Annotated in this window: 20 protein-coding genes; 9 read left to right on the top strand and 11 right to left on the bottom strand. The window is 69.0% G+C overall.

Translation table 11 applies throughout. The annotated features are described in order from the left end of the window. Nucleotides 1-54: 54 nt before the first annotated feature. The gene (locus tag G6N16_RS20610) at nt 55-2,910 is read right to left on the bottom strand and encodes a helix-turn-helix transcriptional regulator (protein ID WP_083031676.1); all 2,856 of its coding nucleotides are present in this window, start codon (nt 2,908-2,910) and stop codon (nt 55-57) included. Nucleotides 2,911-3,196: 286 nt separating this feature from the next. On the opposite strand from G6N16_RS20610, the gene G6N16_RS20605 reads away from it, so the two are divergent. The 3 genes from G6N16_RS20605 to G6N16_RS20595 all read left to right on the top strand — a co-directional run bounded on the left by G6N16_RS20605 (nt 3,197) and on the right by G6N16_RS20595 (nt 4,644). Beyond that, nucleotides 3,197-4,033, top strand: coding sequence for a hypothetical protein (locus G6N16_RS20605; RefSeq protein WP_133052953.1), 837 nt, complete (start codon nt 3,197-3,199; stop codon nt 4,031-4,033). A gap of 44 nt (nt 4,034-4,077) precedes the next feature. After that, the gene (locus tag G6N16_RS20600) at nt 4,078-4,389 is read left to right on the top strand and encodes a DUF732 domain-containing protein (protein WP_083031673.1); all 312 of its coding nucleotides are present in this window, start codon (nt 4,078-4,080) and stop codon (nt 4,387-4,389) included. Nucleotides 4,390-4,500: 111 nt separating this feature from the next. After that, entirely contained in the window at nt 4,501-4,644 is a 144-nt protein-coding gene (locus G6N16_RS20595; protein WP_163787936.1) for a hypothetical protein, read from the top strand. Here G6N16_RS20595 and G6N16_RS20590 read toward each other — a convergent pair. Continuing rightward, nucleotides 4,641-5,672: a BamB-related PQQ repeat family beta-propellar protein gene (locus tag G6N16_RS20590; protein WP_083031672.1), complete on the bottom strand. Its 1,032-nt coding sequence runs from the start codon at nt 5,670-5,672 to the stop codon at nt 4,641-4,643. The two genes, G6N16_RS20595 and G6N16_RS20590, sit on opposite strands and share 4 nt — an antisense overlap. A gap of 277 nt (nt 5,673-5,949) precedes the next feature. Between G6N16_RS20590 and G6N16_RS20585 the strand changes: the two genes are divergently transcribed. Next, entirely contained in the window at nt 5,950-6,543 is a 594-nt protein-coding gene (locus G6N16_RS20585) for an Rv0804 family intramembrane glutamic endopeptidase (protein ID WP_234805894.1), read from the top strand. On the opposite strand, the gene G6N16_RS20580 is transcribed toward G6N16_RS20585, so the two are convergent. Beyond that, nucleotides 6,489-7,952 (bottom strand): alpha/beta hydrolase, encoded by a 1,464-nt coding sequence (locus tag G6N16_RS20580; RefSeq protein WP_234805893.1) that lies wholly within the window; start codon nt 7,950-7,952, stop codon nt 6,489-6,491. The genes G6N16_RS20585 and G6N16_RS20580 overlap by 55 nt on opposite strands. A gap of 26 nt (nt 7,953-7,978) precedes the next feature. On the opposite strand from G6N16_RS20580, the gene G6N16_RS20575 reads away from it, so the two are divergent. Beyond that, the gene (locus G6N16_RS20575; protein WP_083031670.1) at nt 7,979-8,362 is read left to right on the top strand and encodes a sterol carrier family protein; all 384 of its coding nucleotides are present in this window, start codon (nt 7,979-7,981) and stop codon (nt 8,360-8,362) included. 13 nt (nt 8,363-8,375) lie between these two features. Here G6N16_RS20575 and G6N16_RS20570 read toward each other — a convergent pair whose 3' ends face one another. Next, nucleotides 8,376-8,891 (bottom strand): hypothetical protein, encoded by a 516-nt coding sequence (locus G6N16_RS20570; RefSeq protein WP_133052952.1) that lies wholly within the window; start codon nt 8,889-8,891, stop codon nt 8,376-8,378. Nucleotides 8,892-9,082: 191 nt separating this feature from the next. On the opposite strand from G6N16_RS20570, the gene purF reads away from it, so the two are divergent. Next, the gene (gene purF, locus G6N16_RS20565; RefSeq protein WP_407663672.1) at nt 9,083-10,600 is read left to right on the top strand and encodes an amidophosphoribosyltransferase; all 1,518 of its coding nucleotides are present in this window, start codon (nt 9,083-9,085) and stop codon (nt 10,598-10,600) included. Between the two features lie 25 nt (nt 10,601-10,625). Further along, a complete protein-coding gene (purM, locus tag G6N16_RS20560; RefSeq protein ID WP_083031666.1) occupies nt 10,626-11,699 on the top strand; it encodes a phosphoribosylformylglycinamidine cyclo-ligase in 1,074 nt (357 codons plus the stop codon). A 44-nt stretch (nt 11,700-11,743) separates the two neighbouring features. On the opposite strand, the gene G6N16_RS20555 is transcribed toward purM, so the two are convergent. Together G6N16_RS20555 and ygfZ are read right to left on the bottom strand one after the other, a co-directional pair. Next, nucleotides 11,744-11,920: a DUF3073 domain-containing protein gene (locus G6N16_RS20555; protein WP_083031664.1), complete on the bottom strand. Its 177-nt coding sequence runs from the start codon at nt 11,918-11,920 to the stop codon at nt 11,744-11,746. Nucleotides 11,921-11,984: 64 nt separating this feature from the next. Next, nucleotides 11,985-13,109 (bottom strand): CAF17-like 4Fe-4S cluster assembly/insertion protein YgfZ, encoded by a 1,125-nt coding sequence (ygfZ, locus tag G6N16_RS20550; RefSeq protein WP_083031663.1) that lies wholly within the window; start codon nt 13,107-13,109, stop codon nt 11,985-11,987. Nucleotides 13,110-13,145: 36 nt separating this feature from the next. Here ygfZ and G6N16_RS20545 point away from each other — a divergent pair, with 36 nt between their 5' ends. Continuing rightward, the gene (locus G6N16_RS20545) at nt 13,146-14,000 is read left to right on the top strand and encodes an aminodeoxychorismate lyase (protein ID WP_083031661.1); all 855 of its coding nucleotides are present in this window, start codon (nt 13,146-13,148) and stop codon (nt 13,998-14,000) included. Between the two features lie 45 nt (nt 14,001-14,045). After that, a complete protein-coding gene (locus G6N16_RS20540; protein ID WP_110810884.1) occupies nt 14,046-14,879 on the top strand; it encodes an ABC transporter substrate-binding protein in 834 nt (277 codons plus the stop codon). On the opposite strand, the gene G6N16_RS20535 is transcribed toward G6N16_RS20540, so the two are convergent. From G6N16_RS20535 to G6N16_RS20520, 5 genes are all read right to left on the bottom strand, one after another. Next, nucleotides 14,876-15,469 carry a heme-binding beta-barrel domain-containing protein gene (locus G6N16_RS20535; protein ID WP_234805892.1) on the bottom strand — a complete coding sequence of 198 codons (594 nt, stop codon included), beginning with the start codon at nt 15,467-15,469 and terminating at the stop codon, nt 14,876-14,878. The genes G6N16_RS20540 and G6N16_RS20535 overlap by 4 nt on opposite strands. Nucleotides 15,470-15,586: 117 nt before the next feature. After that, a complete protein-coding gene (locus G6N16_RS20530) occupies nt 15,587-15,877 on the bottom strand; it encodes a DUF1416 domain-containing protein (RefSeq protein ID WP_083031657.1) in 291 nt (96 codons plus the stop codon). A gap of 10 nt (nt 15,878-15,887) precedes the next feature. After that, a complete protein-coding gene (locus G6N16_RS20525) occupies nt 15,888-16,361 on the bottom strand; it encodes a DUF4395 domain-containing protein (protein ID WP_083031655.1) in 474 nt (157 codons plus the stop codon). 87 nt (nt 16,362-16,448) lie between these two features. Further along, nucleotides 16,449-16,532 carry a putative leader peptide gene (locus G6N16_RS22175; protein ID WP_407663703.1) on the bottom strand — a complete coding sequence of 28 codons (84 nt, stop codon included), beginning with the start codon at nt 16,530-16,532 and terminating at the stop codon, nt 16,449-16,451. A 9-nt stretch (nt 16,533-16,541) separates the two neighbouring features. Beyond that, nucleotides 16,542-16,964, bottom strand: coding sequence for a thioredoxin family protein (locus G6N16_RS20520; protein WP_083031654.1), 423 nt, complete (start codon nt 16,962-16,964; stop codon nt 16,542-16,544). Between the last annotated feature and the right edge of the window lie 4 nt (nt 16,965-16,968).

Raw genomic sequence — 16,968 nt, 5'->3', positions numbered from 1 at the left:
GGATTTACAGTGCTATAGGGGTTTTCCCCACAAAAGGTGGCGCTGGCGCCGTGATCAGGATTCCGCGAGATGGTCGAGCCGACGGCCCAATTCGGCGCGGGACCGAATACCGAGCTTGCGATAGACCCGCGTCAGGTGGACCTCGACGGTCTTGGCGCTGATGAAAAGCGTGGATGCCACGTCCTGATTGGACTGGCCTGCTGCAACCAGTTCGGCGATGCGGAACTCCGTGGGAGTCAGCGCCCCGCTGTCCCGACTGCCAAAAGCGATGCGGTCCAACGTGCTTTGGGCGCGCCGTGCCCACAGCGGCGTGTTGAGGTCAGCAAAGGACGCGGCTGCGGCACGAAGGGTCGCTGTCGCGGCGACGCGGGCTCGTTGCCGTCGCTGCAGCTCGCCCATCAGCAGTTGAGTCCGTGCCCTCTCGAAAGGCATTGACAGCCTGTCATGTTCGGCGATAGCGTGCTGCACGGTGATGAGCGCGCCATCCAGGTCGTGACGGCTCGCCTGGAGCATGGCTCGGCACCGCCCGCCTACCGCCAGCATCCACGGTCGGTCCAATCGACGGCCGTTATCTTCGAGTCGGCTGATCAGCATGTCCGCCTCATCAAGCCGGTTGACCCGAATCAATGCCTCCGCGGCATCGGGTGCGTATGGCGTCAGGTATATCTCGGTGGCTCTGGGCGCCGTGGCACCGATATCGAGCAGTGGCTGCAGAATAACCAGTGCACCTTGATAGTTGCCCAGTGAAACTTCGAGAAAGCCCAGAGTTGTGAGCGGCCACACTGCGATCAACCATGGCGAGTCGCAGCGTTTGCACGCGGTCAGTGCTCGCTCAGCGTCTTGGCGGGCCAGCGCTTCGTCTCCGGTGTGGGCCGCGACCGCGGACCGGATCATCCAGCCAATGGACAGTGGCAGGTCGCTCTCCAGTTGCTGCGCACGAATGATCGTGTCGTCGCCGATTGCGGCTGCTTCGACGTAGTCGCCACGCCATATCGCAGTCAGCGCGTTGTGGAAGGAGACGACCATGAGTTCACTGTCGTGGCCGCGATCTGCGTATCGCCGTTCGATACCGCTCAGGGTACGTTTGGCCTCGTCGAATTGTCCTGTCCCACATAGTAAAGCAGCCTGCAACATAGTCGGCGACAGCAGGGCTGATCCGGGTGCGTTCAAGTCTTCCAGTTCAACGGCACGCCGCATGGCGGCCTCATCCGGACCGTCGCCGAGCAGAAACCGGACCGTTGCCTGCATGCCGAGGGCCTGACTGAGCAGATCAGGGCGGTTGAGCAGGCTGGCGGTCACGACGGCCTGGTCTGCCGCGGCGCCGGCCCCGGCGAGGTCGTGCACATTGACCCGCGCAAACGCCAGTGGGACCAGGATCTGCACCAAAAGCGCGTCGTTGTCGGAGCCACTGGCGCGCGCCTGCTCCAACAATTCAACGGCCAGGCGTGAACTACCGTCGAGCACACTCCACAGCCCCAGCAGGCGCAGCGCTTCGGCGCGCGCATCCGCCGAGCCCGCAGCGTCGAGGACATGGCCCAGCCATATCCGAGCTGACTCGGCGTCGCCGGCATTGAAATGATAAGTAGCGCAACGGATATAACGACCAGGAGTGTCCTCGCCCAAATTGATGGCCAGTTCCATGAACTCGGCGGCCGCCGCGGGTGCGCCGCGAACAACAGCTAACTCTGCTGCGGCGTCGAGTGCGTCGATGGTGACCGCGTCGGACTTGCTGGCGGCGAGCGCCAGATGCCGGGCGCGTAATTCGGCGTTGCCCACCACCGCGGCCAGTCGGCGATGCATGGCCCGCCGGTCGATCAGGGATGCGTCGCTGTAGACGCCGGTGCTCAGCAGCGGGTGTGCGAACCTCACCCGGGCGCCCTCGCGGATGACGATGCCGCGTTTCTCAGCGGCGGACAGCAGTTCGCCGCAACTGTCAGGGTCCACGCCGACGGCCTGTGCCACCAGGGCCACGGTGGGCGCGGCCAGGCACGACATGGCTAGCAGCACCTCGCGGACATCGGGGCCCAAATCGGCGATCTTGTCTTTCACCAGGCCGCTCAATGTTGTCGGTAGCGCTAGCTCGTCGAAGTTGTGTTCCGTTGCCGCGCGGGCCAATTCGATGGCGTAGAACGGGTTTCCACCGGAAACCTCGTGAATTCGTACCATTGCCCGGCGAGGCAGCGATATGCCGTATTCAGTCGACATGATCTGCCGCAGTCCGCTGATGGTGAACGGGCCCAATCGAATCTGCCGGATGGCGTCGGGTCGGTGCAATTGTAGCCAGGGCACGCCGCTGTCGTCGGTAGTGCTGCTGCGGACGGTGGCCAACAGACCGGCCGGTCCGGTGAGGCGGCGAGCGGTAAACGCGAGAACTCGCGCGCTGGAAGGATCGAGCCACTGCAGGTCATCAATGGCCAGGATGGTGGGGGCGGATGCGGACAGGGCCGTGATCAGGGAGAGGAACGCCGCGGCAACCGCGCGCGGATCGGTTGCTTCACCACCGTCGTCGACGTGCAGCAGCACTCGGTCAACAGCCAACCGCTGGGGCGCGGGCAAGGTGGCGAGGAGTTCAGGGCCGATGCCGGCCAGCAGGTCGGCCACCGACACGTAGGCCATCACCGACTCGGCGGCAGCCGCCCGGGCGCTGAGCACGTGCATCCCGCGGTTGCGCGCTTGTTCGATAGCGGCCAGCCACATCGTGGTCTTGCCGATCCCTGGTTCACCCGCCAGCAACAATCCCGCTGATTGGGTACAGCTGACTTCCAGGAAATCTGAGATCGCCTCCGATTCGGCCTCTCGATTCAGCGGAGGTGGTACCGGTCCGACCAGAACCGTGGACAGAACCTTTTTGCCGACCGGCGATGCGGGAGGCCGCTGAGATCGCTGCCGGTTCTCGCGTGCATATAGCAAAATATATATCCGCTGGTAACTGTCTGGAGGAGAACTGCGAGGCCATTGAGACAGGTAGGGGTCGTTGGTTGACGCCGGCAGGTTCTTGCCCCTGCATGAACTCTGTTTGTCCAGCTCGCGCCGACCGGATATTCAGCTGCCCCCCAGCCAAAAGCGAGGGTTTTCCCTGATTCGCGGAGCAGGCAATCTTCGTAACGTCATTGGTTGAGGGCAACGTGTTCGAGCCGTGTCGGGGCGTAGGCGCGCCCTCGAAGCCGCAACCCCCAATCACGCAAGGAGGCCTGTCATGAAGCGGACCCGAGTATTTCCACCACTGGCCATGGTGTCGACTGTGATCGCCGTCGCCGGGTCATCTCTGCTGCCGGTCGCGTCTGCGGACCAAATGAGCAACGGGCTGAGCATCGACTGCACACAAGAGGGCGAAGTTCACGCGACGTGCGTCATCAGCGGCTGTGCCCGGGTGAACGGTGACCACGTCATCGACGCTCTGCACATCAGGGTCAATGGCGGCGAGCAGGAGGAACCGGCGTTCAAGTGCATCAATGCCGGCACCACGGCCAGGACGGGATTCGACCTCAAGGACGTAAAGAACAACACGGTATACAAAGTGTCGGTGCAGGGCTGCCGCAAGAACACCGGGCCTTTCGAGCACGACGACTGCGGCCCGTGGTCGGACTACTTTTTCAAACCTAATGAAACTCCCGCTGCGGCGCCCACACCCGCTTCTCCGGCGAGCAAGCCCACAAAGTGCACTGGCCACGGCATCGCTCCGCCCGGCAAGACCTGCGCCGAAGCATTTCCCCAACCGGCCACTGGGTCTCCCGCACCGGTGAAGGTGGCGCCGACGGACGCGGTTCATCTGACCTTCGACCGGAGCCCGCTGACGTGGACGGCCAATGTGACGAACTCAGCGGATCTGGCCGGCAATTGCACGTACAAGGCCACTAACCCGCTGCTGCCGGGAGCCAACAAGTCCTTCAACATCGCCCCCAAGGGGACGACGAGTTTCTCTGTCCTCGCTCCTCCGGCCCTGTCCACTTACCACGTCGTGGTGTCCTGCCACGGCACGTTCGACGGCAAGGACGTCGAGTTCGGCCACGAAGAACAGGACGTGTCGCTGTGACCGTCGCTGGTGATTACCTCGCAAGAACACGAAAAGGAACGACCATGAATTCGATTCTTCGCAACGCTGCGCTCATCGCCGGAGCGGTGGGCGCGGCAACGCTGACGTGCGCCGCCATCGCGGCCGCCAGTACCGGCAGTTATCTCGACGAGCTCCACACCAATAACGTCTGGTTGCCGCAGAAGACGTCAGCCGAGGTGATCGCCGCGGGTTATCAAACCTGCTCAGAACTGAAAAGCGGCACATCGGTGCTCGACGAGACGACCGCCGTGGAACAGAGGTATCACTTCGATCAGGGCACTTTGTTCGTCAGTGCCGCGACAACTCATCTCTGTCCCGACTTCGCCGCCGGGTAGCAGATGGCGTCGGTAGAAGCATCGCCGACCAGCGACCAAGGATCGCTAGCACTCGATCTCTCGTCGGGGTGATGTCCGGTCTTGTCGGGATTCGGATTGTGTTGTGGTGCATTGATTTTCGCTGAGGAGTGCGACAAGGTCCACGGGTCAGCGGGCACTGCGGGCGTGGCGGTGCAGGGGCAGGGGCAGTTCAGCGTGCCGCCGGCCGAGCTGCGCCGGGTGTGGGAAGCGACGCTGCGGGAGCTGTTCGGCTAACCGCGGCCGGGTTTGACGGCGATCATTTCGCCGGTGTGCAGGCAGTAGACCAGGGCGGTCTTCCCGATCGCGTAGACCCGGGTGGGCTGGTCGCTTGAGCAGGACGAGTTCGGCACCGGGGTGGGTGCCTCGGAGGGGTACTTGCGGTGGATGAACAGCAGTCCCTGTTTCTCGACGGTGAGCAGCAACCCGTCCCACAACCAGGTCGGTTTCAGGTCCGAGGCGTGGTCGGCGTGGTGCCGGAATGCCAGCGGAACGGACTGGTGGCGTCGGTAGTCCCGCAGCCACCAGCGGTTGACCAGGTCGTAGACCAGCAACTGGCCGTCATAGGGCACCGTCGCAGCGGTGACGCCGGGGATCTCGTCGAGTACCTTTCCGGCCGGATCTAGCACCGTCGTGGTGGGGGTGGCATCGCGTTCGGTCCCCGTGACGTACACGTAGGCGTCGGTGCCTGCAACGGGTAGTTCCGGGGTGTTCAGTTCGACGGTCTCCCCGGTGCGGGCGTCCACCAGCGCCGGCGCCGGGCGGCAGGCGAGGCCGAATTGGCCGGGCGTACCCGGGGGCACTGCGCAGTCGCTGGGCCGGCTCCAGCGCACCTGCCCGGTCGCCGGATCCAGGGAGTCCAGCCGCCTCCCGAGCCCGGTGTCGATCGCCACCGCGAGGGCATCGATGGACCCGGTCATGGATTTCAGCCGTTCTCCGTCGTGGAATTGCCTGCGCCAGAGCACTGCCCCGGTTTCACCGTCGACCCCGATCAGCCCGTACTTCGACGGCAACACCACGATCCCGGCGTTGTCGTCGCCGTCGCGGTAGGACGCCACGACTTCGTCGGGATCAAGGTAAGCGGGGATCCAGCGGTTGTCGGACTGCCAGCGCAGCGTTCCGGAGACGGCGTCGAACATCGCGGTGGACCCCGGACGGGAGATCAGGATGCCGGTGCCCACCTGCTGCGAGGATGTTCGGGAGTCCGAAACCGCAACCTGGTAGCGGATGACGCCGTTCGGCGTCGGGACATCGGGGGCGGTCACTGCGACGGCCGGACGCACCGTGCGGTCGGGATACCAGGGTGACGGGTACGACTACCGAGCCGGGGTTCGCCGGGTATTCGTTCGGGGACTGCATAGCCCGCGTGGCCAGCGGTAGCGCGACGGTCGCGATCCCCGCCGCGACTGCAACACCGAAGCCGACGCCGACGCAGGTGCGGCGGACGGTCATCGGCCGAGCATATCGGCGTCTGACAGGCCCTATCGGCGGCAAGATCCGCCTCGGTTGGCCCCGGAACACCGCTTTGGCTACCTTTTCGCTGTGCCCGACTTTGTCCGCCCGCTGCTGCGCGCCGCGATTGCGACCGCGCTGGCGACGGCGGCCGGCGCCCGGTTGGGCCTGCGCGGTGTCCCGGCCCGCGACGGGTTGAAGCTGGGCGCGGCGGTCACTGCGGTAATCGCCGCCGGGGTGGCCGCGGGCACCACCGCACCGCCGGTGCGCGCCGGGATGATCGACCGCACCCCGCCCGGACAGGGCTGGGGTTGGCTGGCCTGGCAGATCCCGGTGGGCACCGTGTGGACCGAGGAGATGATATTCCGCGGCGCCGTCGCCACCGTGGCGCGGCGCGCGCTGGGCGCCGAGCGCGGCCGGCTGCTGCAGGCGGCGTTGTTCGGGCTGGCGCACGTGCCCAATGCCCGCCGCGCCGGGGAATCGGTGGCCGGCACCGTCGCCGTCACCGGGGCGGCCGGCTGGGTGTTCGGCTGGCTGGCGGACCGTTCCGGGTCGCTGCTGGCACCGATGCTGGCGCACCTGGCCATCAACGAATCCGGGGCGCTGGCCACCCTGGCGGTGCGGCGCGCCTACACCGCGCCGACCCGGGCGGCGATCCAGGGCAGCGCGTCGTCGAACGCCTGACCGGCGAACTGCCAGGTGTGGAAGCTGACCTGGGTGTGGATCTCGCACGGGATCCCGACGGTCTGCGCCGTCGCGCACAGATCCTCGGCGGCCCCGGTCTCGTCGCTGTCGCGGACGTCGTCGCGGCCGCCGAAGCCCGACGGGCCGTCGGGTTGCGGCCGGGAGCCGTGCGCCTTGTTCTTCGCCGAATCCGGGGTGACGGTGTCCTCGAACAACCCCGACACCCCGGTGTAGCGCCCGTGCTTGGTCATCACCGTGCTCGGGTCGAACGCCGCCCAGGCGTCGGCGTCGCCGCCGTAGAGCCGGTCGATGGTCTGGTCCTTGGTGCCGGCCGTCGGGCCGTGGTCGCCGGCGATGTCGACGAACGCGGTGAACAGCTCCGGGTGCATGACGGTCAGGTCGATCGCGCAGGTGCCTCCCATCGACCAGCCCACCACGCCCCAGTTGGCCGGGTCGGGCGACGCTCCGAACTGTGAGATCACGTACGGCCGAACGTCTTTGGTCAGGTGATCGGCGGCGTTGCCGCGCGGCCCGTTGACGCATTCGGTGTCGTTGTTGAAGCTGCCGCCGGAGTCGACGAACACCAGAATGGGCGCCTTGCCTCCGTGGGCGGCGGTGAAGTCGTCGATGATCGGCATGATGTTCCCGCTGCGGATCCAGTCGGCCGGGGTGTTGAATTCGCCGCCGATCATCAGCACCGCGGGCAGGGCCGGCGGGTGGTCCCCGGCGAACCATGCCGGCGGCAGGTAGACGTACTCGTTGCGGTGGGTGAAGCCGCTGACGGCGTCGTCGATGGTGACTTCGACGATCGCGCCGGTGGTCGGGTTGGTGTTGCGCATGCCGGCCAGCGCGTTGGCGTCGACCTGGTGCGGCAGTGGGCCGGCGGTCAGCGCACCCCACGCCGCGGTGACGGTGGGGTAGTAGCCGACCCACTGGTTCAGCGTCAGCACCGTGGTGAGCAGTGCCAGCGGCACGGCGAGCAGCGCCACCGCGCGCCGCCACCAGCGCGACCGCCGCCAGGACAACACTGCGATGGGAATCATTGCGACGAAAATCGTCGTCCAGGCCCACATCTGCCACGGCGACGGGTCCGATGCCAGGCCCTCGGCGTCGACCCAGGTCCGCACCGCCAAGGCCACCGCCACGCCGATCAGCACGCTCGCCGGCAGCCACAGCAGCCGCCTGCGTCCGGTGCGCCAGGCGACCACGGTGAACACGACGGCGGTCACCACAACGGCGGCGATCGTGACGATCTCGACCGTCGTCGGCACCGGGCCGGTCAGCAGCGACAGGCCGTGGCCGTAGCTCGGGGTCTCGGTGGTGCCGGCGGTCGGCAGCGGGATCGGCGTCGGCGTGGGGCGCGGTGTCGGGGTGGCATCCAGCGGAAACGGGGTCGGTGACGGTGGCACGCGGCCATTGTCGTTACGTTTGCTGTGTGCCCGATGTGACTCCCGATCCGGCCCGCACCCGCGCCGCGGTGCTGGCGCTGGCCGAGTGGCTGCGCGACGACACCGCGGCAACCCCGCAGCGTTCCGCGCTGGCCGAGGCGGTGCGGCTGACCGCACGGACACTGGCCGCGGTCGCACCAGGCGCCAGCGTCGAGGTCCGCGTCCCGCCGTTCGTGGCCGTGCAGTGCATCGCCGGACCCCGGCACACCCGCGGCACCCCGCCGAACGTGGTGGAGACCGATCCGCGGACCTGGCTGCTGCTGGCCACCGGGCTGCTCGAACTCGACGCCGCGGGGCCCGAGGTGGAGGTCTCCGGGGCGCGGGCGCCCGAGATCGCCGAGTGGCTACCGGTTCTCCGCCTGGGTTGCTGACCCGGGGCGGGCCTCAGCGCAGTTGGTACTGGAAATGCCAGCCGAATGGGGCACTGGGTGGTGTGGTGGCGAACGCCCCGGGGATGTAGGTGCGGCACTCCAGCCGCATGTTGATCAGTTCCCCGGCCGGCGCACTGACCTGGCGCCGGTTGCCACCCCCGGTCGCCGGGAGCAGGTCCACGGTGTAGCTCAGGTTCACCACCGGAATATCCCCCGGAGCGCTGCCCACCATCCCTCTCTGGGTGGTCGTGGAACGCTCGGTGACCGTGCACTGCCAGATACCGTTCTCCTTGGGCAGCGGGTCGATGTTTCCCCAGGTGAGGTTCAGGGTGTGGTGTCCCGACCCGTCGTCCCCGTCGACGGTGAGCATGACCCCGCCCGGCGGTTGACCCCAGCCGTCCTCGCTGCCGGGCACCACCTCGGCGGTGGCCGCGGGCGTGCCGGCGCCGAGCGCCCCGGCGACCAGCACCGCGAGTGCTGCCTTTCCGCCGATACGAGCGGCGGTCTGACAGACATTCCGAGTGCTCACGGTTACCTCCCCCGGTGGTGCGCAGTCACAGGTGATCCTGGGCTGAGAGCGTATTTCGGTCGGCGTCCGAGCGGTACCGTGCCAGCACGGTAGATCCCTGGCCTAGGTGAATCCGTTTACCGGCCCGTAGACTGGCCCCGTCAGCCACCGCGACGTCCGGGAGCAGCCCCAACGTGACAGAGCAGCCGATAGTGCCCGACGAGAATGCCCCCCGTGAGGAGTGTGGCGTATTCGGAGTCTGGGCCCCCGGCGAAGATGTGGCCAAGCTCACCTACTACGGACTTTATGCGCTGCAACACCGTGGCCAGGAGGCCGCGGGCATCGCCGTCGCCGACGGTTCCCAGGTCATCGTGTTCAAGGACCTCGGCCTGGTGTCCCAGGTGTTCGACGAGGCGACGCTGGCCGGCATGATCGGGCACGTCGCCGTCGGGCACTGCCGGTACTCCACCACCGGGTCGACGACCTGGGAGAACGCCCAGCCGGTGTTCCGGCACACCGCCGCCGGCACCGGCGTGGCCCTGGGCCACAACGGCAACCTGGTCAACACCGCCGCGCTGGCGGGGCAGGCCCGCGACGCCGGGCTGCTCAACAACGGGTCGATGGCGGCCACCACCGACTCGGAGATCCTGGGCGCGCTGCTGGCCCACGGCGCAGCCGACACCAGCCTGGAGGCCGCCGCGCTGGAGCTGCTGCCGAACGTGCGCGGCGCCTTCTGCCTGACCTTCATGGACGAGAACACCCTGTATGCGGCCCGCGACCCCCACGGTGTGCGCCCGCTGTCGCTGGGCCGGCTGGACCGTGGCTGGGTGGTGGCCTCGGAGACCGCCGCGCTGGACATCGTCGGCGCCTCGTTCGTCCGCGATATCGAGCCCGGCGAACTGCTGGCCATCGACGCCGACGGGGTGCGGTCGACCCGGTTCGCCAACCCCACCCCGAAGACCTGCGTGTTCGAGTACGTCTACCTGGCCCGCCCGGACAGCACCCTGGCCGGTCGCTCGGTGCACGCCGCTCGCGTGGATATCGGCCGCCGGCTGGCCCGGGAGATGCCGGTGGACGCCGACCTGGTCATCGGGGTGCCCGAATCCGGCACGCCGGCCGCGGTCGGCTACGCGCAGGAGTCCGGTATCCCGTTCGGCCAGGGCCTGATGAAGAACGCCTATGTCGGGCGCACGTTCATCCAGCCGTCGCAGACCATCCGCCAGCTCGGCATCCGGCTCAAACTCAACCCGCTGCGCGAGGTCATCCGCGGCAAGCGGCTCGTCGTCGTCGACGACTCCATCGTCCGCGGCAACACCCAGCGTGCCCTGATCCGGATGCTGCGCGAAGCCGGCGCCCTGGAGGTGCACGTCCGGATCGCCTCACCGCCGGTGAAATGGCCGTGCTTCTACGGCATCGACTTCGCCTCGCCGGCCGAGCTGATCGCCAACGCCGCCAACGCCGACGGGTCCCAGGGCGAGATGCTGGATGCCGTCCGGCACGCCATTGGCGCCGACAGCCTCGGCTACATCTCCATCGAGGGGATGATCTCGGCCACCGAGCAGCCCGCGTCGCGGCTGTGCTGCGCGTGCTTCGACGGCGTCTATCCGATCGAGCTGCCGAGCGAGACCGCGCTGGGCAAGAACGTCGTCGAGCAGATGCTGGCCAACGCGGCGCGCGACGGCGGTGCCCTGGCGGACAACGACAACGCCTCGGCGCTGCGCAGGCCGTAGACCCCGCCCGGTAGATTGAGCGGCGATGACCAAGCGTGCAGCCAAACCCGGGATCTCTTATGCCTCGGCCGGAGTCGACATCGAAGCCGGCGACCGGGCCGTCGAACTATTCAAACCGCTGGCGGCAGCCGCCACCCGGCCCGAGGTCCGGGGCGGCCTGGGCGGCTTCGCCGGGTTGTTCGCCCTGCGCGGTGACTACCGCGAGCCGCTGCTGGCCTCCTCGACCGACGGCGTCGGCACCAAACTGGCCGTCGCCCAGGCGATCGACAAGCACGACACGGTCGGCATCGACCTGGTCGCCATGGTCGTCGACGACCTGGTGGTGTGCGGCGCCGAGCCGCTGTTCCTGCAGGACTACATCGCCATCGGCCGGGTGGTCCCCGAGCGGGTGCAGGCCATCGTCGCCGGCATCGCCGAGGGCTGCGTGCAGGCCGGATGCGCTCTGCTGGGCGGCGAGACCGCCGAACATCCGGGCCTGATGGCGCCCGACCACTACGACCTGTCGGCCACCGGCGTCGGCGTGGTGGAGGCCGACGAGGTGCTCGGCCCGGACCGGGTACGCCCCGGCGACGTGGTGATCGGCATGGCGTCCTCCGGACTGCACTCCAACGGCTACTCGCTGGCCCGCAAGGTGCTGCTGGAGATCGAGCGGCTCGACCTGCACGGACACGTCGAGGAATTCGGCCGGACCCTCGGCGAGGAGCTGCTGGAGCCGACCCGCATCTACGCCAAGGACTGCCTGGCGCTGGCCGCCGACACGCAGGTGCGCACGTTCTGCCACGTGACCGGCGGTGGGCTGGCCGGCAACCTGGAACGGGTCATCCCCGCGGGCCTGGTCGCCGAACTCGACCGGGGCACCTGGAGCCCGGCGCCGATGTTCGCCATGATCGCCCAGCGCGGCCGCATCGAACGCGCCGAGATGGAGAAGACGTTCAACATGGGTGTCGGGATGGTGGCCGTCGTCGCACCGGAGGACACCGATCGCGCGCTGGCCATCCTGACCGCCCGGCACCTGGACTGTTGGGTGCTCGGAACCGTGAACAAGGGTGGCAAGGGCGGCCCGCGGGCCACCCTGGTGGGGCAGCACCCGCGGTTCTGACGCGCTGTCAGCGTCCAGGCCGCAGGTGCCGCGACGTCAGGGGGCTAGGGCCGCCAGTCGTCGTCGCTCCACGAGTCGTCGGGACCGTCGTCGAATTGGCGTTCGCTGTTCGGGGATCCCGACAGCTCCTGCCGGAGTCGCTCGAAGTCGGTTTGCGGGGAGCTGTATTTCAACTCTCGAGCAACCTTGGTCTGCTTTGCCTTCGCCCGGCCGCGGCCCATGGGGGAACCCCCTCGCGCAATAACGGAGCGGCCCGATCACCAGGCGGCTCCGATCTGAGTGTGTTTATTGTCCTGGCGCCGAGTCTACCGTGCGGGCCGCGGTGGTGTCGCGCAGCCTATCCACGGCCAGCCGTCCGGCGCCGGGCCCGTCGTCGGCCGGAACGGAGTCCGGGTCGATGCGCGCCGCGACCGAGCCGCCGTCGCCGGTGCTCAGATCGGTGTCGACGGGAATCGTCCGCTTGACCAGTCCCAGCGCGATCGGGCCCAGGTCGACATGGTCGACGACGGTGCCGAGCCGGCCGACGGCGCGCCCACCGGCGGTGATCGGATCACCCGTGGCCGGGCGGTCGGTGGAACCGTCGAGGTGCAGCAGCACCAGCATCCGCGGCGGTTTGCCCAGGTTGTGCACCCGGGCGACGGTCTCCTGGCCTCGGTAGCAGCCCTTGTCCAGGTGCACCGCGCCGACGCCGGGCCCGCCGATCCAGCCGACCTCGTGCGGGATGGTGCGCTCGTCGGTGTCCACACCCAGGCGCGGCCGCAGCGCCGCCACCCGGTGCGCCTCATACGCCCAGCTGCCGGCCGGCCGGACCCCGGCCGCCCGCAGCCGGGCCAACCGGCCCTCGACGGATTCGCGCGGGACCACCAGATCCAGCTCGGGTGGCCCGTCAGCGGTGCTCAGCATCCGGCGCAGGAACCCGCCGCCGGGCAACGCCACCGCGGTCATCGGCGCGGGTAGCGCGTCGACGCCGAGGGCGGCCAGCACGGCGGGCTCGGCCAGCCGGGGCCCGCGCAGCGAGAACACCGCCAGGTCGGCGGCGCCGGTGGCAACCTTCGACCAGAACACCATCTTGGTGAGGTAGCCCAGCAGCGGTTCGGCCCGCCACCCCTCGGTGTCCAGATAGGTCACCCCGTCGAGCTCGGTCTGGATCCAGTGGTCCTCGACCCGGCCCTGGCCGTCCAGGCTCAGGTTCTCGGTGCTCGCGCCGTCCGGCAGATCCGCCACGTACTGGGTGGAGATGCTGTGCAGCCAGGTCTGCCGGTCGTCGCCGGTCAGCGTGAGGGTGCCGCGGGTGGAGCGGTCGACGACGACGGCGTCGGTGTCGGCGGCCCGTTGCTCACCCAGCGGATCGCCGAAGTGCCAGGCGGTGCCCGCGTCGGGGCCGGGATCCGGAGCGGGAACGGCAGCCACGATCTCACTGTACGACGACCTCTACGCTGACTACCCATGGCAGTACTGGTCACCCTCGACGGCGTCGTGCACGACCCGGATGCGCCGTTGCTGTGCGCCGACGACGCCGCCGCCGTCCGCGGCGACGGGGTGTTCGAGACGCTGCTGGTGCGCGACGGGCGGACGCGGCTGGTCGACGCGCATCTGCGCCGGTTCGTCGGATCGGCGGAGGCGCTGGATCTGCCGGTCCCGGATCTGGACGCCTGGCGGGCGGCCATCGCCGTCGCCGCGGGGCAGTGGGGCGCCGCGGAGGAGGGCGCGTTGCGGCTGACCTACAGCCGGGGCCGCGACGGCGCGGGACCGACGGCGTACGTCACCGTCGCCGCACTGTCGCCGCACATCGCCGCGGCTCGCACGGACGGGTTGTCGGCGCTGGTCCTGGACCTGGGCATTTCGGCGCGCGGTGCCGACGAGCGGCCGTGGCTGCTGGCCGGCGCCAAGACGCTGTCCTATGCGGTGAACATGGCAGCCCTGCGGTACGCCGCCGGCCGCGGCGCCGACGACGTGATCTTCGTCAGCACCGAGGGACAGGTGCTGGAGGGGCCGCGTTCGACCGTGGTCATCGCCGTCGACGGCGACGGCGGCCGGCCCTGCCTGCTCACCCCGCCGCCGTGGTATCCGATCCTGCGCGGCACCACCCAGCGGGCGCTGTTCGAGGCCGCCCGCAACGCTGGATACGACTGCGACTACCGGGCCCTGACCGCCACCGACCTGTTCGACGCACGCGGCGTGTGGCTGGTGTCCAGCGTCACCCTCGCGGCCCGGGTGCACACCCTCGACGGGCGGGCGCTGTCTCCGGCGCCGCTGGCCGGCGCGGTCGAGGCCCTCGTCGACACGGCCGTGTGGGTGTGAGGGGCTGATACTGCGGGGTTGACGCGGTAGGCGATGATTTCTGCCATGCGGTTTCAGCCCCTGGTCGCCGCGGCGGTTGCCGCGTTGCTGCTGGGCGCCGCCGGCTGCGGCCACGACGGGCCCGCCGGCAAGGGGCCCGACTGTGTGGGTGGCGCACTGCCCACCCTGCAGGCCGGGAAAATGGTCTTCGCCACCGATCAACCGGCCGACCCGCCGTGGTACATCGACGACGATCCCGCCGACGGGCGCGGATTCGAGTCGGCACTCGCGTTCGCCGTCGCCGAGCGGCTCGGTTACCCGGCGGATCGGGTGGCTTGGGTGCGGGTGCCGTTCACCACTGCGATGGCACCCGGAGACAAGGCCTTCGATGCCGCGCTGAGCCAGTTCTCGATTACCGACCAGCGCCGCCAGGTGGTCGACTTCTCGTCCCCCTACTACGACGTCGTCCAGGCCGTGGTGACGGTCGGCACCTCCCCGGCCGCGACTGTCACCACGGCCATGGGGCTGCGGCCGCTGCGGCTCGGCGCCTACGTCGGCACCACCAGCGCGATGGCGGCCCGGGCGTTGTCGACCAACCCGATCACGGTGTTCAACTCCACTGCGGAGTCCGCGGTGGCGCTGAGCAACCGGCAGGTCGACGCGCTGGTGATGGACCTGCCGACCGCGCGCAACCTCACCGTCGAGATGCCCGACGTCCGGATCCTCGGCCAGTTGCCCCACTCACCGGGCAGCGTCGAACAGCTCGCTGTCATGCTGGACAAGGACAGCCCGCTGACCGGCTGCGTGTCCGACGCCATCGACGGGCTGAGGTCAGACGGCAGCCTGGAACGGCTGCAGCGGCAGTGGATCCCGCCGATCTCGGTGCCGGTGCTGAATTAGCCGGCGTAACGCGACAGCCGGGCCGACAGGTGCGGGACCAGTTCGCCGTCGGCGTCCACCCGCTCCTCCACGTAGGCCAGGTCGCCGTCGTCGACGATGCCGTAGAGCCGCTTGGCGCCGCCGACCAGCAGCCCGGAGCGGCTACGGGCCAGCGCATCGGTGGCCAGTTCCCAGGACGCATTGGTCAGCGGCCGGCCGTAGAGCAGCTCGACGTAGCCGGCCGAATGCGCCAGCATCAGCTCGATGGCCTGGGCCTCGTCGGGGTCGTCGGGATCGTTGACGAACCGCCAGTAGCCGGTCTCGCGCAGGCCGTGCCCGTCGTAGGCGCCCTCATCGGTGAGCCGCCAGGTCCGCGATTCCCAGTTCAGGTAGTCCGAACCGTCGTGCGATACCACGATCTGCTGACCGAACCGGTAGTCGCCGTGGCTGGCCCGGCCTTCGCCCTCACCGCGCCAGATGCCGACCAGCGGCAGCAGCGCCAGCATCGCGTCGTGCAGGTCGGCACCCTCGCGCAGGTTGGCGGTGTCGGCCAGCGGGAGATCGTCGAAAGCCGGCAGATTGCGCTCGGCCGGCGCGGGGCCGTCGGTCACGACTCGTCGGTGACCAGGCGGTACAGCGCGTAGAACGCGAACCAGGTGATCACCACGACGGCGGCCACCAGCAGGAATTCGAAGAAGAGGACCACGGACACAGAGTCTAGCCGCCGCTCAGGCGACCAACACATCGACCTCGTGCACACCGGCGCCGGCCGGGGCCACCAGCGCGTCACCACTGCCGGCGGGGGAGCGCACCCACAGCCGCCAGGAACCGGGCGCGGCGAAGAACCGGAAGCCGCCGGTCGCCGTCGCGATCACCTCGGCGGTGAACTCGTCGCCGGCGTCCAGCAGGCGCACGGCGGCGCCGCCCACCGGGGCGCCGGTGCCGTCGACCACGTGGCCGGTGATGACGGTCTCCTTGGTGATGTCCACGCCGGCGGGCAGGGTGTCGGTGTTGGTCATGATCGTCTTCCTACGATTCGGTCACGAGGGTGCGACGCGGTGCCGGGCGCAGCCGGGCCACCAGCGGATAGATGCGGCAGCCCAGGCAGATGTCGAAGGCCGCGTTGAGGAACGCCGCGAACAGTGCGAATCCGGTGGCGAGTAGCCCGACCGCCGGCGCGCCGAACGCGAAGCCGAGGGTGCCGACGGCTCCGAACGCGAAGCCGACCAACTGAGCGAAGCGCAGCGGGGCCACCGGTTCCCGCTCGGCGACCGGGCCCAGCCGCGGTGCCACGAACGTCGCGAAGATCCGTCCGTAGGGATGGCGGCGCGGACCGGCGGCGGCGCCGATGGCGAACACCGCGGTCTGTGCGGCGAGCAGGGCGGCCGCGGTGGTGGTGCTCACCGCCGACAGCAGCAGGGTGGCGATCAACACCGCGGTGGTGACCCAGGCGGCGAACCGGGGACCACGCACGTCGACCTGGTCGGAAATGTTGTTGGACAAGAAAACTCCTGAAAACTGTTGTTGGCCGGGGACGGGCGGACGAACAGACCGCACCGAAGGGTCACGGCGCGCAGCGGCGCGTGCGACTCAGCGACAACAACAGCGACAGCAACAACCCGCGGTCCGGCAGAAATCCACTGCGCGGCGCTTTGTCAGCAGGTTGGACAACACGGGGACAGTCTACCCCAGCAACGGGGTCAAAGCCGAGCGGAGATCGGCGGCGGTCGGCACACCGGTGGTGCGGTACCGCGGATGCCCACCGGCGTCGAAGATGATCGTCGTCGGCAGGGACAGTACCGAGAGCCGTCGCGCGGCCTCCGGATCGGCGTCCATGTCGATCTCGACGTGCGCCACCGCGGGCAGTTCGGCGCACACTGCGTCGACGACCTTGCGGACCTGGGTGCACGGCCCGCACCATGGCGCGCTGAAGTGCAGCACCGTCGGACCGGAGTCGGACAGGCCCAGGCCCGAGGTGTCGATGTCGGCGGCCGCGGCCGCGGAGCGCAACATGCCCGCGCGCAGGGTCAGCATCCGGCCGACCAGATAGCCGATGCCCAGAACCGCGACGATGATGACGACGACGATGCCGATGGAGGGACTCATAGCG

The organism is Mycolicibacterium insubricum (genome assembly GCF_010731615.1).
GTDB classification, from domain to species: domain Bacteria; phylum Actinomycetota; class Actinomycetes; order Mycobacteriales; family Mycobacteriaceae; genus Mycobacterium; species Mycobacterium insubricum.
The sequence above is the reverse complement of the archived record's forward strand: the minus strand, read 5'-3'. Positions and strand labels throughout refer to the sequence as shown.